The 22692-nt window shown below is 57.8% G+C and carries 22 protein-coding genes; 12 read left to right on the top strand and 10 right to left on the bottom strand.

Annotated elements, in window-relative coordinates; translation table 11 throughout:
* The 5 genes from malE to AAC083_RS20065 all read left to right on the top strand — a co-directional run.
* The coding region (gene malE, locus AAC083_RS20045; protein ID WP_108537557.1) for a maltose/maltodextrin ABC transporter substrate-binding protein MalE at positions 1–1065 on the top strand (1065 nt) is incomplete at its 5' end.
* A 75-nt stretch (positions 1066–1140) separates the two neighbouring features.
* Positions 1141–2793: a maltose ABC transporter permease MalF gene (malF, locus tag AAC083_RS20050; RefSeq protein WP_042034511.1), complete on the top strand. Its 1653-nt coding sequence runs from the start codon at positions 1141–1143 to the stop codon at positions 2791–2793.
* A gap of 12 nt (positions 2794–2805) precedes the next feature.
* On the top strand, positions 2806–3696 hold the full coding sequence (gene malG, locus AAC083_RS20055; RefSeq protein WP_042034510.1) for a maltose ABC transporter permease MalG: 891 nt from the start codon (positions 2806–2808) through the stop codon (positions 3694–3696).
* A gap of 256 nt (positions 3697–3952) precedes the next feature.
* Positions 3953–5089 (top strand): ABC transporter ATP-binding protein, encoded by a 1137-nt coding sequence (locus tag AAC083_RS20060; protein ID WP_108537544.1) that lies wholly within the window; start codon positions 3953–3955, stop codon positions 5087–5089.
* Between the two features lie 300 nt (positions 5090–5389).
* Positions 5390–6190, top strand: a complete 801-nt coding sequence (locus tag AAC083_RS20065; protein WP_108537545.1) for an alpha/beta fold hydrolase — start codon at positions 5390–5392, stop codon at positions 6188–6190.
* A 246-nt stretch (positions 6191–6436) separates the two neighbouring features.
* Here AAC083_RS20065 and AAC083_RS20070 read toward each other — a convergent pair whose 3' ends face one another.
* Together AAC083_RS20070 and AAC083_RS20075 are read right to left on the bottom strand one after the other, a co-directional pair.
* Entirely contained in the window at positions 6437–7507 is a 1071-nt protein-coding gene (locus AAC083_RS20070; protein ID WP_042034507.1) for an AI-2E family transporter, read from the bottom strand.
* 25 nt (positions 7508–7532) lie between these two features.
* The gene (locus AAC083_RS20075) at positions 7533–7766 is read right to left on the bottom strand and encodes a sulfurtransferase TusA family protein (protein WP_108537546.1); all 234 of its coding nucleotides are present in this window, start codon (positions 7764–7766) and stop codon (positions 7533–7535) included.
* Between the two features lie 121 nt (positions 7767–7887).
* Between AAC083_RS20075 and AAC083_RS20080 the strand changes: the two genes are divergently transcribed.
* Complete coding sequence (locus AAC083_RS20080) at positions 7888–9342, top strand: beta-barrel assembly-enhancing protease (protein WP_375134778.1); 1455 nt, start codon at positions 7888–7890, stop codon at positions 9340–9342.
* 129 nt (positions 9343–9471) lie between these two features.
* Here AAC083_RS20080 and AAC083_RS20085 read toward each other — a convergent pair whose 3' ends face one another.
* Complete coding sequence (locus AAC083_RS20085; RefSeq protein WP_108537547.1) at positions 9472–9951, bottom strand: TlpA disulfide reductase family protein; 480 nt, start codon at positions 9949–9951, stop codon at positions 9472–9474.
* Positions 9952–10011: 60 nt separating this feature from the next.
* On the opposite strand from AAC083_RS20085, the gene arsC reads away from it, so the two are divergent.
* Positions 10012–10362: an arsenate reductase (glutaredoxin) gene (gene arsC, locus AAC083_RS20090; protein ID WP_108537548.1), complete on the top strand. Its 351-nt coding sequence runs from the start codon at positions 10012–10014 to the stop codon at positions 10360–10362.
* Positions 10359–10754, top strand: a complete 396-nt coding sequence (locus AAC083_RS20095; RefSeq protein WP_042034500.1) for a DUF2069 domain-containing protein — start codon at positions 10359–10361, stop codon at positions 10752–10754. Before arsC ends, AAC083_RS20095 begins: the two co-directional genes overlap by 4 nt.
* A 53-nt stretch (positions 10755–10807) precedes the next feature.
* Here AAC083_RS20095 and AAC083_RS20100 read toward each other — a convergent pair whose 3' ends face one another.
* Together AAC083_RS20100 and AAC083_RS20105 are read right to left on the bottom strand one after the other, a co-directional pair.
* Entirely contained in the window at positions 10808–11428 is a 621-nt protein-coding gene (locus AAC083_RS20100; protein ID WP_108537549.1) for an acyl carrier protein phosphodiesterase, read from the bottom strand.
* A 136-nt stretch (positions 11429–11564) separates the two neighbouring features.
* On the bottom strand, positions 11565–12467 hold the full coding sequence (locus AAC083_RS20105) for a lysine exporter LysO family protein (RefSeq protein ID WP_108537550.1): 903 nt from the start codon (positions 12465–12467) through the stop codon (positions 11565–11567).
* Between the two features lie 543 nt (positions 12468–13010).
* On the opposite strand from AAC083_RS20105, the gene AAC083_RS20110 reads away from it, so the two are divergent.
* The 4 genes from AAC083_RS20110 to AAC083_RS20125 all read left to right on the top strand — a co-directional run bounded on the left by AAC083_RS20110 (position 13011) and on the right by AAC083_RS20125 (position 16232).
* A complete protein-coding gene (locus tag AAC083_RS20110; protein WP_042034497.1) occupies positions 13011–13781 on the top strand; it encodes an ABC transporter ATP-binding protein in 771 nt (256 codons plus the stop codon).
* A gap of 65 nt (positions 13782–13846) precedes the next feature.
* Positions 13847–14620: an ABC transporter substrate-binding protein gene (locus AAC083_RS20115; protein ID WP_042034496.1), complete on the top strand. Its 774-nt coding sequence runs from the start codon at positions 13847–13849 to the stop codon at positions 14618–14620.
* Between the two features lie 175 nt (positions 14621–14795).
* Positions 14796–15536 (top strand): ABC transporter permease, encoded by a 741-nt coding sequence (locus tag AAC083_RS20120; protein WP_108537551.1) that lies wholly within the window; start codon positions 14796–14798, stop codon positions 15534–15536.
* Positions 15537–15539: 3 nt separating this feature from the next.
* On the top strand, positions 15540–16232 hold the full coding sequence (locus AAC083_RS20125; RefSeq protein ID WP_042034494.1) for an ABC transporter permease: 693 nt from the start codon (positions 15540–15542) through the stop codon (positions 16230–16232).
* 48 nt (positions 16233–16280) lie between these two features.
* On the opposite strand, the gene AAC083_RS20130 is transcribed toward AAC083_RS20125, so the two are convergent.
* From AAC083_RS20130 to AAC083_RS20150, 5 genes are all read right to left on the bottom strand, one after another.
* Positions 16281–17594 (bottom strand): capsule biosynthesis protein, encoded by a 1314-nt coding sequence (locus tag AAC083_RS20130; protein ID WP_108537552.1) that lies wholly within the window; start codon positions 17592–17594, stop codon positions 16281–16283.
* Positions 17595–17601: 7 nt separating this feature from the next.
* The gene (locus tag AAC083_RS20135; protein WP_108537553.1) at positions 17602–19689 is read right to left on the bottom strand and encodes a capsular polysaccharide biosynthesis protein; all 2088 of its coding nucleotides are present in this window, start codon (positions 19687–19689) and stop codon (positions 17602–17604) included.
* Positions 19686–20486 (bottom strand): 3-deoxy-manno-octulosonate cytidylyltransferase, encoded by an 801-nt coding sequence (kdsB, locus tag AAC083_RS20140; protein ID WP_108537554.1) that lies wholly within the window; start codon positions 20484–20486, stop codon positions 19686–19688. The genes AAC083_RS20135 and kdsB overlap by 4 nt, the downstream gene beginning before the upstream one ends.
* Positions 20487–20586: 100 nt before the next feature.
* Positions 20587–21408, bottom strand: a complete 822-nt coding sequence (gene kdsA, locus AAC083_RS20145) for a 3-deoxy-8-phosphooctulonate synthase (RefSeq protein ID WP_258224784.1) — start codon at positions 21406–21408, stop codon at positions 20587–20589.
* A 4-nt stretch (positions 21409–21412) separates the two neighbouring features.
* On the bottom strand, positions 21413–22692 hold a 1280-nt coding region (locus AAC083_RS20150), incomplete at its 5' end, for a hypothetical protein (protein WP_181364834.1).

Raw genomic sequence — 22692 nt, forward strand, 5'->3', positions numbered from 1 at the left:
TACAATGGTCTGGCCGAAGTTGGCAAGAGATTTGAAGCCGAAACCGGCATCAAGGTGAGGGTTGCTCACCCTGATCAGGTGGAAGTGAAATTCCAGCAAGCTGCTGCCACCGGCAACGGCCCGGACATCTTCTTCTGGGCTCACGACCGTTACGGTGAGTGGGTCAAAGCCGGTCTGCTGGTTCCGGTGACGCCGAGCGCTGAGACCAAAGGCAAATTTGAACAGCTGGCATGGGATGCCATGACGGTGGATGGCAAAACCTATGGCTATCCGGTTGCCATGGAAGCAGTCAGCCTGATCTATAACAAGGATCTGCTGCCTGAGCCGCCGAAAACCTTCGAAGAGATCGCCAAGATTGACGAGACCCTGAAGAAGAGCGGCAAGCGCGCCATCATGTGGGCCTATGACACCCCCTATTTCAGCTACCCGCTGCTGGCTGCCAACGGTGGTTACGCCTTCAAGAAAACCGCTACCGGTTATGACGTGAAAGATACCGGCGTGAACAACGCGGGCGCCAAGCTGGGCGTGGGCTACATCTCCGAGATGATCAAGTCCGGTCATCTGGAAAAAGGCATCGACTACGGTGTGATGGACGCCAAGTTCAACAAGGGCGAAGTGGCCATGATGATCAACGGTCCCTGGGCCTGGAGCAACCTGGACAAGAGCGGCATCAATTACGGCGTCGCGCCGCTGCCGACCCTGAACGGCAAGCCGGCTAAAGCTTTTGTTGGCGTTCTGGGTGCCACCATCAACGCCGCCAGCCCGAACAAGGATCTGGCCATCGAGTTCCTGGAAAACTACCTGCTGACCGATGCCGGTCTGGCACCGGTTAACGCCGACAAGCCGCTGGGCGCCGTGGCACTGAAATCCTTCCAGAAAACCCTGGAATCCGATGCGAACATCAAGGCCACCATGCAAAACGCCCAGGCCGGCGAGCCGATGCCATCTGTTCCCGAGATGAGCCGTTTCTGGTCTTCCCTGGAAACCGCCCTCAAGAACGTGACCTCCGGTCGTCAGGGTGTTGACGAGGCACTGGATACCGCTGCCAAGCGTATCGTTCAGTAAGCACGCACGACCCGGGAGGCCGCAATGGCCTCCCACTCTCTCAAATATCTCTTGGCGTTATAAAGGTTAATTGGCATGGAAGTAGTACCTTCTGTTGAGTCCTATGCCGGTCCGAAGGATAAGCACACTTGGCTTAAGTGGACCATCGCTGCTCTGGTTGCCATCCTCAACGGCTACGCAGCCGTATTGATGTACGCCAGTGGCGAGTGGGTATTCGCGCTGCTGTCTCTGGTGGTGGTTTCCGTCGGTTTGTATGTCTTCATGAACAAGAAGACCTATGCCCACCGCTATATCTTCCCCGGTGTGGCTGGCATGGTTGTGTTTATCATCTTCCCTCTTGTCTACACGATCGGCATTGCCTTCACCAACTATTCTGGAACCAACTTGCTCTCCCTCGAGCAGGCGCGGGATTACCATCTGAAAAAAAGCTACAAGGTGGCGGGCGGTGAGTTCGATTTCACCCTGCTGGGTGGCGACAATGGCCAGTTCCAGCTGCTGCTGACACAGGATGATCACTCCTTTATCAGCCAACCTGTTTCCCTGATGACCAACAAGGCCCGTGCGCTGGCGTCCCGTGAGGGCAGAGTGCAGAGCTCCCAACAAGTGGTTGAGTTGCAGCCCTTCACTGGCGAAGCCGCCAGCCAGGCCGCGCCGATCCGCACCATCGTTGAGCATCGTTCTCACCTGAGTGACCTGGATCTGGTTCTGCCGGACGGTGGTACCCACCTGACTCTGAGCAGCCTGCGCAAGTTTGCCGCCCAGAAGCAGCAGTACACGCGTCTGATGGATGGCGCCGTACTCAGTTCCGGTGTGGTGATCAATGACCGTAACCTGTTGCGTAACACCCAGACCGGCGAGCTGATGCTGCCCAACGGTGACACCGGCTTCTATCAATACATCGACGAGCGGGGAGAGTTTGTCGGCAAGGGCATGGCGCCGGGGTTTGTGGTGAGTGTGGGGTGGAAAAACTTCGTGCGCATCATGACAGACCCGGGTATCCAGGGTCCCTTCATGCAGATCTTCATCTGGACCGTGATCTTCTCCACCTGCTCGGTTGTTTTCACCCTGGCCATCGGCATGGTGCTGGCCTGTCTGGTGCAGTGGGAGTCCCTCAAGGGGCGCGGTTTCTATCGGGTCATGCTGATCCTGCCCTACGCGATTCCGGCGTTTATCTCCATCCTGGTGTTCAAGGGGTTGTTCAACCAGAACTTCGGTGAGATCAACATGTTCCTGGAAGCGGTGTTTGGCATCAAGCCTGACTGGTTTACCAACCCCTTCCTGGCCAAGGTGATGATCCTTATCGTCAATACCTGGCTCGGTTACCCCTACATGATGATCCTCTGCATGGGCCTGCTCAAAGCCATTCCGGAAGATCTCTATGAAGCGTCCGCCATGGACGGCGCGGGTCCGGTGCAGAACTTCTTCAAGATCACGGTTCCGCTGTTGATGAAGCCGCTTACACCGCTGCTGATTGCATCCTTTGCCTTCAACTTCAACAACTTCGTACTCATACAGTTGTTGACCAACGGGGCACCGGACATCATAGGCGCCAGTACCCCTGCCGGGACCACGGACCTGTTGGTGAACTACACCTACCGGATCGCGTTCCAGGGCTCGGGTGGTCAGGACTACGGTCTGGCCAGTGCCATTGCCACCGCCATCTTCCTCATTGTCGGCGCGCTTGCACTGCTCAACCTGAAATTGTCCAAAGCCGACAAGCAGCACTAAGGAGGCTTCTCAATGGCTATCGTACAACCCAAATCAGTCAAATACCGGGTGTGGGCAACCCACCTGGTCATGTGGGGCTTCCTGGCGCTGATCATCTTCCCGGTGATCATGGTCATCGCCATCTCGTTTCGTACCGGTAACTTCTCGGTCGGGGAGATCATCCCCTCCAATCCGACCCTGGATCACTGGAGGCTGGCGCTGGGTATGTCCATCACCAACGCCGATGGCAGCATCACGCCGCCGCCGTTCCCCGTGCTGACCTGGCTGTGGAACTCCATCAAGATCGCCGGTATCACGGCCCTGATGATAGTGACGCTGTCGACCACCTGTGCCTATGCGTTTGCCCGCCTGCGTTTTCGTGGCAAGTCCACCATCCTGCAGGGCATGCTGATTTTCCAGATGTTCCCGGCCGTGTTGGCGCTGGTGGCTATCTATGCGCTGTTCAACAAGATTGGTGACTATGTGCCCTGGCTGGGTCTCAACACCCACGGTGGCCTGATCCTGGCCTACATGGGCGGCATAGCGCTGCACGTGTGGACTATCAAGGGCTACTTCGAGACCATCGACTCCTCACTGGAGGAAGCGGCGGCCATCGATGGGGCGACTCCGTGGCAGGCATTTCGCCTGATCCTGTTGCCCCTGTCGGTGCCCATCCTGGCGGTGGTGTTCATTCTGGCTTTCATCGGCACCATCACAGAGGTGCCTGTGGCCTCCATCCTGCTGCAGGATGTGAACAACCTGACCCTGTCGGTCGGTGCCCAGCAATACCTCTATCCGCAGAACTATCTGTGGGGTGACTTTGCCGCCGCCGCCGTGCTGTCGGGCCTGCCCATTACTGTGGTGTTCCTGATGGCTCAGCGTTGGCTGGTCGGCGGCCTCACTGCTGGCGGAGTGAAAGGTTAAGTGGCGCCACGCAGCCAGCACCCAGGTGTTCCTGCTGGTCTATCGCAGGGTTGGCTGGTCGGTGGCCTCACCGCCGGTGGCGTGAAAGGTTAAGTGGCGCCACGCAGCCAGCACCCAGGTGTTCCTGCTGGTCTATCGCAGGGTTGGTTGGTCGGTGGCCTCACCGCCGGCGGCGTGAAAGGTTAAAGGTTTATGGCCGGGGGAGCTGACTCCCCCCGCTATCACGATTTGCACAGATTTCAGAGCGGAGCTCGTCATGGCTGAAGTAGTACTCAACAACGTTCGCAAGAACTACGATCCGGCGGTCCACAAGGACACGCTGCGCAACATCAACCTGGCCATCAAGGAAGGGGAGTTCATCGTCTTCGTCGGCCCGTCCGGCTGCGGCAAGTCCACCTTGCTGCGAATGATCGCGGGCCTGGAGGACATCACCAGCGGTGAGCTGACCATCGACGGTCGCTACATGAACGACGTGCCGCCGGTGGAGCGCAACGTGGGCATGGTGTTCCAGTCCTACGCCCTCTACCCGCACATGAACATCTACGAGAACATGGCCTTTGGCCTCAAGCTCAAGAAGATGAGCAAGGAGAACATCCACAAGCGGGTGATGCGCGCCGCCGAGATCCTGGGGCTTGAGCCGCTGCTTGACCGCAAGCCCAAGGCTCTCTCTGGCGGTCAGCGCCAGCGGGTGGCCATCGGTCGCTCCATCGTACAGCAGCCCCAGGTGTTCCTGTTCGATGAACCCCTGTCGAACCTGGATGCGGCCCTGCGGGTCAAGATGCGCATCGAGATCGCCAAGCTGCACAAGGAGCTCAACTCCACCATCATCTACGTGACCCACGATCAGGTGGAAGCCATGACACTGGCCAACCGCATCGTGGTGCTGAGCCCGCTCAAGGGCGATGCCGAGACCAACCTGGAACAGTTCGGCACCCCGCTCGATCTCTACCACAACCCGGATAACAAGTTTGTGGCGGGTTTCATCGGCTCACCCAAGATGAACTTCCTGACGGGTGAGTTGCAGGAAATTGGCGAGCAGGAGTGCCTGGTCAAGCTCACCTCCGGCGATACGGTGCGGGCGCGGGTGGATGCCCGTCGTGGCGCTGTCGGTGACAAGGTGGAGCTGGGCATTCGTCCCGAGCATCTGTTCCCGCTCACGCACCCCCATGCACACAGTAAGGTGAGCGGTGTGGTGCAGGTGGCCGAACATCTGGGCGCCGAGTCGTTCGTCTATATGGATGTGGATGGTCATGACTTCACCGTCAAGACCACCTCGGACGTGGATGTGGCGACCGGTCAGACCTACAGCGTGGGTATCCCGGCTGAAGCCTGTTATCTGTTTGACGCTAAAGAGCAGGCATTCCCTCGCACCGCCAAGTACATTCGAACCTGATTTTTTTGCGCTGGTATTCCTTAGTATGCAATGCCTTTTTGCCGGTCGTCAGACCGGCTTTTTATTGCCTGCGGTTCGGGTCCCCGCCTGCTTGACACACGCCTGCCGCTTGACCGGTTCCGTCTGCGAGTGGGCGAGGGGGTACTCAGAGAAGCGCGGGCGTTGCGTGCCCTTTTCCTTGGGTATGGAACTCTCCTTTTGAGCCCTTTCTGTGCATCACCCCAGCTTGCACCAGGGAGGCGCGACTACCGAGGGCTGCGTGTTACACTGCCGCCCCGTCAGTTGGCAACAGGAGAAAACATGAAGCCATTTATGGAGATAGCGGGCCGCCAAATGGCCTATCTGGACGAGGGGCAGGGACCGGTTCTGTTGTTTGGTCACAGTTACCTGTGGGACAGCGCCATGTGGGCGCCGCAAGTCGCCGCGCTCAAGGGCCAGTATCGCTGCATCGTGCCCGAGCTGTGGGGCCACGGTGATTCTGACCGGTTGCCGGACGGTCCTTGCACCCTGACGACCCTGGCGCGGGATCACCTGGCCCTGCTCGATGCTCTCGGGATCGACGAGTGCGTGCTGGTGGGCCTCTCCATTGGCGGCATGTGGGGGGTAGAGCTGGCCAACATGGCGCCGGCCCGTATCAAGGGTCTGGTGCTGATGGACAGCTTCGTTGGCCTCGAGCCCCAGATTACCTGCGAACGTTACCTCGGCATGCTCGCGATGATCGAGCAGCTTGGCACTATTCCGGCGCCCATCGTCGAACAGGTTGCCCCTCTCTTCTTTGCCAATCAGCCCGATGCGGCTTTGTTGGCCGATTTCACGGCGCGGCTGGCGGCCTGGCCTGCCGACAAGATTACCGCCATGGTGGCGGTCGGTCGCAGCTTCGTGACCCGGGAGGATCGCATTGACTGGCTGGAAGAGATCACGGTACCGGCGCTGGTGATGACCGGCTGCGAGGACAAGGCGCGCCCCGTGCTGGAGGGCTACCTGATGGCCGAGGTGCTGGGTTGCCCCTTCAAGGAGATCCCGGCTGCGGGTCATATCTCGTCGTTGGAAAATCCCGCCTTTGTCAATCAGGCCCTGGCCGCATTTCTGGCCGACCGCTGAGACCGATACGCCAGCTTTGCCTGACCAAGAAGGGAGCCATGGGCTCCCTTCTTGCTTGTGAGGGTGTGGTGACTTACCAGATATACCCGATCCCGCATCCGGCGTAGTGCCCCCCTGCTGCGTTGGCACTGTGAGGCTGGATACTCGCGCACTTTATCAGGGGGCTGACAGCGCCAGATAGCCCATCAGGGCCTCTTCGAAAAGATGCCCTGTGGGGATGAACCGGGAGTGCGAGAAGCTGCCTCGTCAGGCATCAGGCTGGAGGGCGTCATCGCGCTTGGGCCAGGCATTGATCACCGCCTTGACCAGGGTGGCGAGAGGGATGGCGAAGAAGACCCCCCAGAACCCCCACAGGCCGCCAAACACCAGCACGGCAATGATGATGGCTATCGGATGCAGATTGACCGCCTCGGAGAAGAGCAGGGGCGCCAAGAGATTACCATCCAGGGCCTGGATCACCAGATAGGCCACCATCACCCAGACGAACTCAGAAGAGAATCCCCATTGAAACAGCGCCACCATGGCCACGGGGACAGTCATTACCGCTGCGCCTATATAGGGAATGAGCACAGAGAAACCCACGGCTACCGCCAGCAGAGCGGAGTAGCGCAGGCCCATCATGGCAAACGTAATGTAGGAGGTCACCCCGACGATCAGGATCTCGATCACCTTGCCCCGCACATAGTTGATGATCTGGCCGTTCATCTCGGTCCCGACCTGCTTGACCAGGGCCCGATTGCGCGGCATGAAACGGGCGAGCCCCGAGAGCAGCAGCTGCTTGTCCTTGAGCATGAAGAACACCATCAGCGGCACCAGAATGAGGTAAATGAGCAGGACCACCACGTTGACCAGCGAACTCAGTGACGCTGTCACCAGATGCTCGCCGCCACTGAGGATGCGCTGACGGATGCTGTCAATCACAGTCTCGACCAGGGTGACGTCGATAAACTCGGGATAGAGCTCTGGCAGGGTGCGGACATAATCTTGGGCATGGGCCAGCATGGAGGGCGCCTCCTTGATCAGATTGATGCCCTGGCTCACCAGGGTCGGGATCAGGCCCAGCAGTGACATCACAGTCACCGCGATAAAGAGCAGCAGCACCAGCGTGGTGGCGAGCGTGCGGGAGAGGCCGCTCCGTTGCAGCCTGAGTACCGGCCACTCCAGCAGATAGGCCATGACGATGGCCACCAGTATGGGGGTCAGCAGGCTGCCAAACAGCCAAAGCATGGCAAAGCTGAACACCAGCAACAGGAAGAGAGCGACCGCATCCGGGTCGGAAAAACGGGTCTGATACCAGCGCTTTAGTACTTCTAACATGACAGCATCCTTTCGTGACGGGGGCTCATGATGGCTGCTTGGCCCCGACAACCAACTGTAAAAAGATCGTATTGTCCGGCGCCTGTCGCAGCCTGACGACGTGTCCCAGGCGTTGCAAGTAGGCCGGAATATCCTGCCGGGAGCCAGCATCGGCCAGCCGAATGGTCACTGTTTGGCCACTTTTGGCTTCCCTTAGCCAGAGCTTGAGCCGGATCAGTGGCTCGGGGCAGCGCCAGGGGGTCAGATCGAGGTGTTCCATGAGGGCTCCAGCAGGCGTTAGGCGACTATTATGGCCGTGATGGGTGCACGAAACAACGCTTGTAGCCCTAGAGGGGCAAGGGTATTCTGCCGAGGTCCCTACTGATGGAGATAGAGATAACGTGGCACGCTTTTCCCCTTTGATGGCATCGCTTCCCCTGCTGGCTTCCCTGATGGGTGCCACTTTCCATGCCCAGGCGAGCAACCAGCTTCCTGATATCGGTACCGCCGGGGTGGCGGCCCTGCCCATCGAGCAGGAGATGCGCTATGGCAACGCCTTCATGCGTTTCGCCCGGGCGGGCCTGCCGATCATCGATGATCCTGTGCTGAACCAGTACATAGATGATCTTGGCCAGCGGCTGCTCTCCAACGCCGATGGGGTACGCTTCCCGTTTACCTTTTTCCTCATCAATGATCCCAGCATCAACGCGGCGGCCTTCCTCGGCGGACGGGTCAAGGTGCACACAGGCCTGTTTCTCTACGCCGACAGCGAGAGCGAGCTGGCCTCGGTACTGGCGCACGAAATCACTCACGTGACCCAGCGCCACATAGCCCGCTATATGGAGGCGCAGGCGAGCACCTCCGCCATGACCCTGGCCGGGCTGGTGGGCTCCATCGCGCTGGCGGTGATCAACCCCACCGCCGGTATCGCCGCCCTGCAGACCACGCTGGGCCTCTCCATGCAGTCGGCCATCAACTACACCCGCGACAACGAATACGAAGCGGATCGTATCGGCATGAAGACGCTCTATGATGCCGGTTTCGACCCCATGGGCATGGCCAACTTCTTCCAGAAACTGGCGGCCGAGTATCGCTACGCCAGCAAGCCACCCGAGATGCTGCTGACTCACCCGCTGCCCGAGACCCGGATCTCCGAGGCCCGTGGCCGCGCCTCCAGCTATGCTCGCCGCGACTTGCCCCCCAGCCTCGACTTCTGGCTGGCCAAGGTGCGCATCCAGGTGCGCTATGGCACCGAAAGCCCGCAGGCGCTGCTCAGCTATTTCGACCACCGCCTGCAGAAGGGGGATTACCCGCTCAAGGATGCGGCCATCTACGGCAAGGCGCTGGCGCTGTTGCAACTCAAGCGTACCGACGAGGCCGATGCCCTGATGCAGGAGCTGGCGAGCCGTCACCCGGAAGATCTGTTCGTGGTGGATGCCCTCACCGACATCGATCTTGCCAAGGGGCGCAGCGCCCAGGCTATCGCCCGGCTGGAGAAGTTCCGCACCCGCATGCCGGACAACGAAGTGGTGGTGGTCAACCTCGGTAACGCCTACCTCGAGAGCGGCAACTACAAGAAATCCATCGCCATTCTTGACCCCTATGCCCGCGAGCACCCAGAGAACAATCTGGCCTGGAACCTGCTGATCGATGCCTATCGCAAGGCGGGGCGGATGACGGATCTGCACATGGCGCGGGCCGAGATACTCTCCCTGCGCGGGGATTATCAGGCGGCCATCGACGAGCTGATCGTGGCCCGTGGCACCACCAGCGACAAGCTGACGCTGGCCCGGCTGGAGGCGCGCATCACCGAGCTGGAGCGGGCGAAGAAAGATCTCGACAGCCTGAAAGGGTGATGAGTCAGAGGTGCGGTGAAGCGGGGTGTGCCAGCAATGGGACACCCCGTTTCTTTACCCATCGGAGCCAGGGCATCGTTCAGACCAATCCTGTCGTTATGTGTGGGCAAAGGGCAGGATGGGGCCGGGCTAGCGAAATGCTGCAGCCTGCTCCTTGAGGGTGGCAATCTGCTGCGCATCGAGCTCGCCGACGATTGTCTGTTGCAGCTTGCCCTTTGCATCGAGCAGATAGCTGGTGGGCAGTCCGGTTGGGCGGGGGAAAGGCAGGCTTGCCGTGTCATTGGCGATCAGCAGTGGCAAGGTGACCCGGTAGCGGCTCGCCAGTGATGCCAGCTCGGCCGGGATGGCCGGATCATAGTGAATGGCCACTACGGTGAGGGAGCCCTCCTGCGCCAGCGCCTCCAGCAGTGGCAACTCGCGCAGGCAGGGGGCGCACCAGGGGGCAAAGTAGTTGATCAGCAGCGGCTTGCCAGCAAACTGGGCCAGTGTCACCGGCTGGCCCTGGCCGTTCGTGAACTCGGGCGCGGGGGAGCAGGCGCTCAGCAGACCGGCCACAATCAGCCAACAAATTCGTTTCAATTCCTTTCCACTGCCGCTTACCCTGACCATCAGTTTCCCCTACAATAGCGCCGTTTCTTGTCCCATCTTGCGATCAATCAGGGAGTTACCATGAGCGAGACCCAAATTTACCACAATCCGCGCTGCTCAAAGAGCCGTGAAACCCTGGCCCTGCTGGAACAGCACGGGATCGCCCCTGATGTGGTGCTCTATCTGGAGCAGGCACCGAGCGAAGCGCAAATCCGCACCCTGCTGAGCCAGCTCGGTTTCGCCGATCCGCGCCAGCTGATGCGCACCAAGGAAGCGCTCTACCAGGAATTGGGGTTGGGCGAGGTGAACGGTGATGCCCTGATCCGCGCCATGCAGCAGCACCCCAAGCTGATCGAGCGCCCCATTGTCATCAACAATGGTCAGGCCCGTATTGGTCGTCCGCCCGAGCGGGTGCTGGAGATCATCAAGTGAGTACCCGCTTCGCTCATCTGCTGACCCTGGTCGGCTTCTTTGGCTTGCTGGCCTGGGTCATCATCTGGCACCTGTTTCTCTCGCCCCACCCTGATCTCAACCCCTGGCTACTGCCGGTGATCTGGACGGTGCCGCTGCTCTTCCCCCTCAAGGGAATCGTGCAGGGCAACCCCTACACCCATGCCTGGGGCAACTTCGTGTTGATGCCCTATTTCGTCCACGCCCTGACCCTGATCACCACGGATGAGGGAGAGCGCTGGTTGGCGGTGGTGGAGCTGGTATTCGCCACACTCGCCTTCGTCGGCACCATCTATTACGCCCGCCTGCGTGGCCGTGAGCTGGGGCTCAGCATTCGCAAGAAGAAGGGTGAGCCTTCACAGCAAGAGAAATAAAGAGCTGAGCCAGCGGGCTTTTATCTGCAAACCGGACCCTGGGTCCGGTTTTTTTATGGCTGAAGGCCAGCGCGGCCACCTCTCTTGCGATAGTGGGTGAGCTGTTGCTCGCTAAAGCCCATCAACTGGGGATAGAAGCGCAGAAATCCCTGCTCGCTATTGTGCCAGCTGGCGTCGTCCAGGGTGGCGAGGGCATCGCCCAGCAAGATGGGTCGGCGCAGTCGGTGTCCTATGCCGTTGAGGGCACGGCCCAGCCCCTCCCTGTGGCGATAGGAGGCGATCCAGTTCTGCTCCGCCATCCGTTTGAGCGCAACGGGCAAGCCATCCGGCAGGTGCTGGTGATCCGCCAGCACCTGCTCATAACTGTGCTGTAGAAAACGGGGCAGGGGCGCTTCGCCAAATTGCGGCCAGTGCACGCTGAGCCAGTGGTCGTAGAGCATGTCCACCAGGATGCCGCCAAAGCGGCGCCAGGGCGCCTCGAAGCAGGCCACTGCCGCCCTGTGCTCGGGGTGGGCATCGGTAAAGGCATCTATCTTGCGATGCAGCCAGATCCCCTCATCGAAGTGAGCAGCAAGACCCGTTGGCAGCGGCCCCTTGACGAAATCCCCCAGCAGGTTGCCGGTGAGGGAGCTTTGGGTATGGGCAGCCAGATGCAGGTGAGCCAGATAGTTCATGACGGTGGATGTCGGCCAGCAAAATGGAAATGCTGGTGAGCCTAGCGGATCCGGCCGCACTTGCCTATGACTGACTGGCCGCGGGCGCACCATGGCACAACAAGCCCGATACGCGGGCCGGACAGGGTTGGCTGCGCTAGATTGCCAGAAAGCCGAGGATCAGGATGGGGCCGAGCAGGCTGAGGATAAAGCCCGAGACAATCGCCACCGGCACCACCTGAATGCCGCCGGACTTCTGGATGACCGGCAGGGTGAAGTCCAGCGCGGTGGCGCCGCCGTAGCCGATGGCGGCGGAGGGGTGGCGACGCATCAGCATGGGAATGATGAGGATGGCGATAAGCTCGCGGCCCAGATCGTTGATAAAGGCGGCCGAGCCCAGCACGGGCCCCAGCTTGTCGGCAACCAGAATACCCGACAGCGAATACCAGCCGAAGCTGGAGCTGAGCGCCAGAGCGTGGCTCAATGGCATACCCAGCAGCTGGGCCGCCAGCACGCTGCCCAACCAGCTGCTGATGATGACGGTGAAGGCGATCTTCATGCCCCAGGGGTTCAGCAGTATCTGGCGCAGCCGCATGCCGGAGTTGCGCATCTGTACCCCGATGAGCAACAGCAACAGCATCAGCGCCCACTCGCTCCATGTGTCGATGGGCAGAGCCCGCAGATCCATCAGCAGCCCCAGCAGTACGCCCCCCAGCACCACCAAGCAGAGCTGCAACGACTCCCACAGCAGGTGCAGTTTGCTCGGCATCTTGGCATCGCTGGCCTCATGGGTTGGCGGGCTGCGCCTGTCCAGCCACCAGAGCGCCAGCAGGTTGCAGACGGTGATGGCGGCTAGCATCACGCCGGCCACCTTGAAGATCACCGCCAGATTGCTGCCGAGGTTGTCCACATAGGCCAGCCCCAGCCCCATCAGAAACAGGATGAGGTAGACCATCTTGCCAAGGGACTGATTGACCAGCTTGATGAGCCGGGCGGAGGAGAGAGGGATCAGATAGCCGACGCCTAACGGCAGCAGGATCAGCAATACATTGAGCAACATCGGGGCCTCGAACACGAAAACTGGTAAAAATAACACCTTATCACTACTTATTGGCTCTGTGTCACATTTCTGTGAGTTTGGGTGGCTCATCCGGGGCTTTTTGTCCGGTTATTATGTTTTTGGTGCAAGCTGCTGCACGCATTCGGTTCAAAGGCCCACCCTGGTGCGGCAAGGGGGGAGCAATGAAATCAAGGCCATTGCCCATTTTTCAACAAGATGCAAACAGTGGCCGGGTGAATAAAGTCGCCTGCTCCGTGTTCCTGTCATGATATCGAAATGTGCTTGCCACCCTTGTGATCCGGGTATAAAAAGGCGGTGGCACTCGATTGGCCTGAACCGGGTTTTATGCAGACAAAGTGCTGAAAAATACCATCGAGACCAATCAAAATACAGACAAAACACCAAAGACCTCTGTTCTGTATTGTTTTTTAACTATTCGAGTGATATTTTCGCTGAAGGTTGCCATCGGTTAACTTTTTGTTAAATTCATGATGGTGTGAGTCACGCCGTAGCGGCGTCTAGGGACAGACAAGGTTGTAATGGATGAGTGACGTTGCCGCACTGGAAGTTCGTGAACTGCACAAGTATTTCGGCACCCACGAAGTGCTCAAGGGCATCGATATGACCGCCCACAAGGGGGATGTGATCTCCCTGATAGGCTCCTCCGGCTCGGGGAAGTCGACCTTTCTTCGTTGTATCAATCTGCTGGAAACCCCCTCTTCCGGCACAGTTTCACTCCATGGCGAGCTTATTCGCATGAAATCCAACCGGGCCGGTGAGCGGCAGCCGGAGGACATGCGTCAGGTGGAGCGCATTCGCAGCCGGCTGGCCATGGTGTTTCAAAGTTTCAATCTCTGGTCGCACATGACCATCATGCAGAACATCATAGAGGTACCCATTCAGGTGCTAAAGATGCCCCGCGCCGAGGCCATCGCCAAGGCAGAACACCTGCTCAACCGGGTGGGTCTGTGGGAGCGGCGCGATTACTATCCCGGTCACCTCTCCGGTGGCCAGCAGCAGCGGGCGGCCATCGCTCGGGCGCTGGCAGTGGAGCCCGACGTGATGCTGTTTGATGAACCCACATCGGCGCTGGATCCCGAGCTGGTGGGGGAGGTGCTCGGCCTGATGCGCGAGCTGGCCGAGGAGGGGCGTACCATGCTGGTGGTGACCCACGAGATGTCGTTTGCCCGTGATGTGTCGAACAAGGTAATGTTTCTGCATCAGGGGCGGGTGGAAGAGGAGGGCAATCCCCAGGAGATCTTCGCCCATCCCAAGTCTGAACGGTTCAAGCAATTCATCTCCTCCATCTATTGATGGGCGGGATGGTTTATCAGCAAGCTGCAACTTCAACAGTCGACGTTTTTATCAAGGAGAGATACATGAACAAGCTGATGCTGGCGACTGCCATAGTCACTGCCCTGTCTTCCGGCAGCCTGATGGCCAAGGAGTGGAAAGAGGTACGGATCGGGGTTGAAGGTGCTTATCCTCCCTTCTCCTGGACCGAGCCCAGTGGTGAGGTGAAAGGTTTCGACATCGACATCGCCAAGGCCTTGTGCGAAGAGATGCAGGTGAAATGTACCCTGGTCAAGCAGGACTGGGACGGCATCATTCCGGCGCTGCTGTCGCGCAAATATGACGCCATCATTGCCACCATGGATATCACCGAGGAGCGCAAGAAGAAGGTGGACTTCACCCAGAAGTACCAGCACATTCCGGCCCGCTTCGCCGCCAAGAAGGGCACCGAGGTCAAGCTTGACAAGGCCTTCATGGATGGTAAAACCGTGGCGGTGCAACGCGCCACCTCCATGGATACCTTTATTACCGACAACTTCCCCAATGCCACCATCAAGCGTTATGGCACCGCAGATGAAGCCTATCTCGATCTGAAATCCGGTCGGGTTGACTATGTGATGGCCGATTCTGCTGCCATCACCGACGGTCTGCTGAAGAAAGAAGGGGGCGATGCCTACGAGTTCGTCGGCCCGAAACTGACCGATCCCAAGTGGTTTGGCGAGGGTGCCGGCATCGCGGTACGCAAGGCTGACAAGGATCTGAAAGAGAAATTCAACGCCGCCATCCTGGCGCTGCGCGCCAGCGGCAAGTACAAGGAAATCAACGACAAGTACTTCGACTTCGACGTCTACGGCGAGTAAGTCCAAAGACCTCTACAGCGAATAACGACAGGTTGATCCCGTCAGTCGTCATCGGGCCCGTTGCCTTCCTGCTGGGAGCGACGGGCCCGCTTAGTTGCAATGGAGCTGCATGTGTTTGGTGTGAAAGGATATTGGGACGGGCGGGCCCGCTCAATGCGTTGCAATGGAGCCGCATATGTTTGATTTGAAAGGATACGAAGCCTCCCTGCTGGAGGGCGCATGGGTCACGCTGGAGGTAGCGCTGGCCTCACTGCTGCTGGCGCTGTTGCTGGGCATGCTTGGGGCGCTTGCCAAGCTCTCTCCCTACAAGTGGGCACGCGGCATCGCTACCACCTACACCACCGTCATTCGCGGCATTCCCGATCTGGTGTTGATGATGCTGCTGTTCTTCGGCGGCCAGGTGCTGATCAACAGCCTCTGCAGCTGGGTCAACGAGACCTACAACAACTACCTGCTGGCGAGCAATCCCAATCAGGAGTGGGTCTCCCTGCTGCCTGACTATATCGACATCAGTCCGTTTGCGGCCGGGGTGGCCACCATCGGCTTCATCTTCGGTGCCTACATGACAGAGACCTTCCGCGGCGCCATTCTGGCGGTGGACAAGGGGGAGCTGGAGGCAGCCCGCGCCTTTGGCATGCGAGCGACCCAGGTGTTTGTGCGGATCCTCTTCCCCCAGATGATGCGCCATGCCCTGCCGGGCTTTGGCAACAACTGGCTGGTGCTGCTGAAAACCACGGCGCTGGTCTCCATCATCGGGCTCGATGACATGGTGCGCAAAGCCTCCCTGGCGGCGGGGTCGACCCAACAGCCCTTCACCTTCTACATGGCGGTGGCCCTGATCTTCCTGATCTTCACTGCGGTCTCCACCTCGGCACTGAAATGGGCCGAACGTCACTATGCGATAAAGACGAGGTAAGCCATGGATTTCTCAATCATTCTCAAAGAGTGGCCCACCTACTGGGAGGGGCTCTACACCACAGTGCTGCTGGTGGCGGCGTCCCTGGTGCTCGGCCTGGCCCTGGCGGTGCCCATGGGGATACTGCGCAACAGCCGCAACTGGCTGATCAAGGGGCCGATCTGGGCCTATATCTACTTCTTTCGTGGCACTCCCTTGCTGGTGCAGCTCTTTATAATCTACTACGGCGCCGCCCAGTGGGAGTGGCTGAAAAACAGCGCCGCCTGGGATCTGTTCGCCCAGGCCTGGTTCTGCGCCCTGCTGGCGTTCACCCTCAACACAGGTGCCTATACCGCCGAGATAGTGCGCGGCGCCGTGCTCAACATGCCCAAGGGGCAGATTGAAGCGGCCAGCGCCTTTGGCATGACCCGCTGGCAGACCCTCACCCGTATCATATTGCCCAACTCGTTTCGCCGTGCGCTGCCAGCCTACAGCAACGAGGTGATCTTCATGCTGCAGGGCTCGGCGGTGGCCGGGATCATCACCATCGTCGATTTGACCGGCGCAGCGCGGATCATCAACTCCCGCTACTACAGCCCGTTCGAGGCGTTTTTGACCGCAGGCCTGCTCTACATGCTGCTGACCTTCGTCATCGTCTGGCTGTTCAAGAAGTGGGAAGCCCGCTGGCACGCCCACCTGCGCCCCCGCATCGTGTAATCCCATAAAAAAGCCCGCAGCGCGGGCTTTTTTGTCTCTCTGTGTTGCTTACAAGGTGGCGATGGGGGTCAACAGCTCGTCAGCCAGGAGGCCCAAGGCACTCAGAGCACTGAGGGCGCCGATGATACTGGTCGGCGCCTGCGCCTGCTTGCCCTGTTTGACGGGCAGGGTCTGCTCGCTGTGCTGATGGATCTTCTGCACCACGGCCATGGCGCTCAGTTCCAGATGGCGGTAGAAGCTGGCATTGAGCTGGGTCAGGTGGAGCAGGGACTGGCGCATGCGCTCGAAGGTGTCGCTGCATACCGGGCTCTGCTTGTGCCAGAAGGTCGCAAGGCTGCCACGGGTGGTGAGACCTGCCAGATCATACAGGGCCCGCCCCATGCAAAAGGTCGGCACATCGTGCAGCAGGGCGGAGAGACCAACCGTGCTGTTGATGGTGATGACGCCCTTGAGCAGCGGATAAAGGGTCGGCAGCGGCAAGTCGTAGCCATAAAACACCCGCCCTTCCAGCCCGAGCAGCGTCACCAGCCGGTTAATCTGGGACTGGTAGCTGACATAACCCCGGTCCATGGGGTGGTGCTTGAACAGCAACACATCCTCGCGGTGGGCATGCTCGGCAAAGGAGTTCATCACCTGGGCGACCATCTCTTCCACGCCGCTCAAGTCAGAGTGTTCCCTTATCTGAAAATCCTCGGTGACCTGCAAGGGCACAAAGAAGATATGGCCCTTGTGCTGGGGCAGCGCCTTGAGCTGCGAGCGATCAGACCATCTGTACCACCACTTGACCAGGCCGCCCGCCACCCAGCCTCGGGCTTCTTGATACAGGCTCCAGGGTCTGTGGTTGACGAAATGCGGATAACGCCAGCGAAACAGCGTCTTGTTGATGTGATAGCGGCTGGCATACCCGGCGCGGCGGGCAAAGGTCTTTCCTACCTGCAGTTGCGCTTCATAGGGGGCGAGCCATGCCATCTTGGCCAGCTGATCACGTTTGGCATAGAGTGGGCTGAAGGCATTGACGCCCCCCTGCTCCAGGGTCACATAGTCAGGGCGCAGATACCCCTCTTCCAGGGCCCAGACGGCGATCTTCTTCAGCTTGCAGATGCGAATGGCCTGCAGGTGGTAATAGCGGCAATCGCCGTAGCAGATCAGGCTGTCGATACCATGTTGCTTGATAAAACGGCGAAAAAAGGTATTCCAGGTTTCCGGCTTGCCGGTGAAGCGTTCGTTATGGCCTGTGCAGGGCCAGCACTCGTCGCCGCCATTGAAATGGATCTTGTAAACCTCGTAGCCCGCCTCGTTCAGGGTCTGGCTCAAGGTTTGAAAGAAGGGGCCGAGCGGTCCTTGCAACAACAAAATCTTCATGTGCGGCTTATCTCATGAACCGGGGGAGGGAGGAGCGCTGAAACAGCGTCTGTGTCAGGTAACTCAACTTGGTCTGCCAGCGTTGCCAGCGGCTAGACTTGTGGGTCGATGAGTGCCCTTGCTCTGCCAGCTGGCGGATCAACTGCTCCGGGCTTATCCAGAGCCCGGTCTGCCAATCGATGTAGAGCGGATAGGCAACCAGCGTCAGGTAAACCAGCGCCGCCAGGGGCAGGTTGCGCTGGCGCCGGGCCGGGGGATGAGCATCTGTCGTCAGTCCCCAGCCGCTGTAGAAGGGCTGCCCCCAGGTCGTGACCTTCACCCCCTGCACCAGCGCCTCGAATCCGCTCAACGAGGTCATGGTATGCAGCTCGTCCACGTGGGGGTAGAGACTGGTCAGCCCTATGTCCAGCACCTGGCTGTCGACACACTCTGCCAAGCAGGCGGCAGAGATGGCACCTGCCCGATTGCCCGCCACCACATCCGGGTGTGGCTTGAACAGGATATGCGCCTCTGGCTTGGCGGCGCGCACGGCCCACAGCAACTGTTCATTGCTGCGAATGGTCGGGCTGCCGGTCAGGATGGAGGCATCCCCGTCTACCTGGCCCACCACCAGCACCAGCGGGCGCCCATCGGCAGGCGGTGTGTAGTGCTGTGGCGTGCCCACGTTGTACTTGCTGACCCTGTGCTGCAGGAGCAGTTCAATCAGGGCTGCGCCCCGATTGACGTCGACCTGTGTCAGTTGCTGATAGTTGAGCAACTGCTCGAGCCCGCTTGGCATGCGGCTGTCGAAATAGATCCCGACCAGATCGATGGAGAGGGAAGAGGGGCGGCAGAGGTTGGAACCGAGCCCCCGGGATCGGATAAAGCCATCTTCAACCCGAATGGCCGAGGTCAGATCCGGGTAGCGGCTGCCCCAGACCAGCACCTGCTCATCGCCGGTCAGCCGCTTGGGCGGCGTGCGCACAAAGCGCAGCTCATCGGAAAGGTGGTGGCAAAACGCCTGCATAAAGGCGCGCTTCCACAGGGAGAAACCAACCAGATAGAGCCTGCGCCAGCGCGGCGCTGGCCTCTGCTGGCGCGCTATGATGGCCAGCACCTCCTCCACCTCACAGCGCTGACCGAGCACCGGATCCAGATAGCGTGGATAGAGGATAAGCGCCGCCGCCGCCAGTTGGGGCAGCGATACCTGAACCTTGCGGCGCTCGCACTGCTTGCTATCAACGGTCAGCCCCCAGCCGGCGTAGAACGGCATGCCGAAGCAATACACTGGCTTGCCGAGCAGCAGCGCCTCAAATCCGAGTTGGGAAGAGACGGTATAGACGGCCTCCACCCGGCTGAGCAGGGCATGGGGATGGCAGTGATCGGCAACCACCTCCACATCATCCAGTTGCAGTCGGGCCAGCACGCCGCTCTTCTTGCCAAAACGGGTGTCGGGATGCGTGCGCAGCAGCAGGCGGGCATGAGGGTGATTGCGACGCGCCGCCTCGACCATGGCCATAAAATCGGCCTCACTGGCCAATGCCCCCGGAATGGAGAGATCGCCCGCCACCTGATCCACCAACAGCACCCTGGGTCTGCCATCTTGCAGCAGGCGCTGGGCCAGCGCCGCGGGCAAACCACCCGGCTCACCTCGCGCAGAGAGCCCGGCAGAAGCATCGCCAGCGGGATGGGCAGGACGAGTGGCATAGCAGTTGTACTTGGTCACACCGAGGCGCACCAGGTCAGCCATCAGTCGCTGCGCCCGCTCAAGCAGGGCGTCATCCACCGGGGTGGCAATCAGCTGTTCAAGCTGGCTGGGCTGGCGCGCATCGTAATAGATGCCGACGGGGTCTGCGATAAGTGACACCGCCTTGCCGCCCCTGGCGGGATGACCGATATAACCGATAAAGCCATCTTCCAACTGCCAATAAGGCAAGCCCAATGCCTGCGCCTGCTGTTTAATCTGACGGGTATTGGCCTTTTGGCCCCATCCAGCAAGCAGATCTCCAGCTTCCAATGCAGAGCTGGACGTAAAACAAGCAACGGCCTGATCAAACAGCGGCTCAATCTGATCACGGCGGGCATATAGTCCCTTGCTGCTAACCCAAATTGTCATTGTGGTGCGACAACCTCAGACTCGAAATGGTGCTGGATCCGAGCCAAATCTTCTGGCGTATCGACCCCATGAGGCGGAGCCTGTTCCACTCGGGCAACAGCGATCTTGATGCCGTGCCATAGCGCACGCAGTTGCTCCAGCGACTCCAACTGTTCCAACGGAGACACGGCCAGATGGCTTAGCGATGCCAGTGTTTTCACCCGATACGCATACAAACCGATATGACGTAGCCAGTGTGGTGCCAAGGTCGCAGCAACACGATTCACATTGTTTAGATTCGCAGAAGTAAAAGAGTCTCGATCCCACGGAATAGGGGCGCGAGAAAAGTAGAGTGCTTGGCCTGCTTTATTTGTGACAACTTTGACGCACTGTGTCGCCATGATTTGCGCAAAGTCCACGATGGGGCAACCGAGTGTCGCAATGCCACTTTCATCATCTGCCGCCAACGTCGCTGCCGCCAGCCGAATAAGATGAGCAGGCAATAAAGGTTCATCACCCTGAACATTGACCACAATGTCATTTTGATCCCATCCCCGTAGCGCAACCACTTCAGCCAGCCTGTCGGTGCCACAGTTGTGGTTAACACTGGTCATGAGTACATTTGCCCCAAATGCTGCAACGGCGTCATAAATGCGCTGGTCATCGGTTGCAACCCAGATATCGGTAGCGGGAATACCCGTTTCCAATGCTCGTTGCCAAACATGCCACACCATGGGACGTCCACTGATAAGAGCAAGTGGTTTTCCTGGTAGACGGCTTGAGCCATATCGGGCCGGAATTACAATCTTGTACGACATATGAAATCCAGAAATTCAGTTCGATCAGAAACGAAAAAGGAGCACCCGCAGGTACCCCCTCTTTTTATATAAGATGGAAATAATGTCTGAGTCTAAGCACTTAGACCAGCGTATCTTCCAGAAAACGGTGGGCACGGGTGACCTGATCGAGCTCAGCCAATACGGTCAGCATCTCTTCCATGACAGAGAGAGGCAACATATTGGGGCCATCACTCAGTGCCTTGGCAGGTTCTGGGTGGGTTTCCATAAAAAGACCATCTACACCGACAGCGATGGCTGCACGAGCCAAGACGGGTACGAATTCACGTTGGCCCCCACTGGTGGCACCTTGTCCACCCGGTTGCTGTACTGAGTGAGTCGCATCAAACACGACTTTGCAACCGGTACGGCGCATGATCGGCAAGCCCCGCATATCCGAGATCAGGGTGTTATAGCCAAACGAAGTGCCACGGTCGCACAACCAGATATCCTGGTTGCCCACCTCGTGACACTTTTTAACGACCTGCTCCATATCCCAAGGGGCTTGGAACTGGCCCTTTTTGATATTGACCGGCTTGCCGCAGCGAGCCACCCGCTGGATAAAGTTGGTCTGGCGAACCAGGAAGGCTGGTGTTTGCAAGACATCGACGACGCTGGCCACTTCTTCTACCGGCGTATCTTCATGCACGTCGGTCAACACCCGTAAACCATAGGTGTCTTTCACCTTTTGCAGGATCTGCAAACCACGCTCCATACCCGGGCCACGGAAGCTGCCAGTAGAACTACGGTTCGCTTTATCAAAGCTGGATTTGAAAATATATTCCATACCGAGCTTGTCGGTGATTTCTTTAATACGACCGGCAACATCCATCACCAGTTGCTCGGATTCAATAACACAGGGGCCAGCTATTAAAAACATAAGAAGTCCTTGTTTGTTTGACAAAGATTTAAAAACCCATTGGAAAATAGCCTATCACAAGCTTTATGTTTTTTATTTTAACAGTCTTTTCTTTTCCGTCAGGGCATAAGTTAATTCGTACAAAAATAGGTTCTTTATGGTTTTTATTGATGTCAAAAAATTGCTCGAATACGAATTTTGATGAGAACCCTATCTTGTTATGTGGGTTAGAGTTACAATGATGGTAACCATCATTACTCACTCCTCCCAAAACAAGATTGACTGGGCCGTTGGTAGATGATAAATCGGCAGAAAATGTTAGATATTTCCTTTCAATATGGGAGTAAATCTCTTTATCTAGATGTAATTTGTTAAGAGATAGACCTATATATATGTTTTTAGAGTTGGCTTTAGTTATATTTATAGATGCAATCCCATCGCCGCACACTATATTGATGTCAGATGAGCAATTATTTCTAACCCACCAAGTTTGTTGCGTTATAGTTTGATTGTCTACGGGGTTTGATATGGTTGTGTCATTAACAAAGCTCCAGTCTGAAATTATATTATCATTGAGGGAAGGCTTTGGTGAAATAAGTTTCCATTGTTTTCCATCAAATTGACATATTGCCCCAGAAAGATAGCCGTCAAGTGAGTACAGCCCTACATCTTTGAAAAAAATTACTTTGCCGGGGTCTTCATATAAGTATCTTTGCTGCCATGTAACTCGATCGTCAATAGGAATATCTCTATATGGATCATACAGGCCGAGCTCATTTCGTTTCTGTCTACGAATAGCCTTTCGTTTCAATTCATCAGTCATGCCTGCAGACTCAATTTCTTGGTCAGCAATACCCCTGTATAAAGAGACAAGCTCTAAAATGTCATAAACTTGATTAACATTTTTACCGAAAAACATTGTATGACTATCTAAACCGATGGTTTGAATTATAACTTTTCGTCTAGATGGCATAGCGTTGAGAAATATTTTTGTATTTATTACATCTATATCATCATGGCCATGCATTAAGTATACAACAGAGTCTTTCCAATTTTTAATGCACCACTCATCAATGTTAATTATGTCGCCTGGGATATTCTCTATATGTTGCTTTAATTCCTCCCAGGAGTAATCCTTTGATATATTAAGATTTATCTGTGGGTTAACAGAGATGGAATTTGCATTGAATTTTAAAGAAAATAGTATTGATGCATATCCAGACATTGATGAGCCGAAGAAAAATACATCACGAGGTTCATAATGCTGGATGTGTGTTTCTAGAATCAATGAGTATGTATTTCCAGCATCATGGTCTAGATACCATGTAT

This window comes from Aeromonas sp. HMWF014 (assembly GCF_963878295.1).
Classification (GTDB): domain Bacteria; phylum Pseudomonadota; class Gammaproteobacteria; order Enterobacterales; family Aeromonadaceae; genus Aeromonas; species Aeromonas popoffii.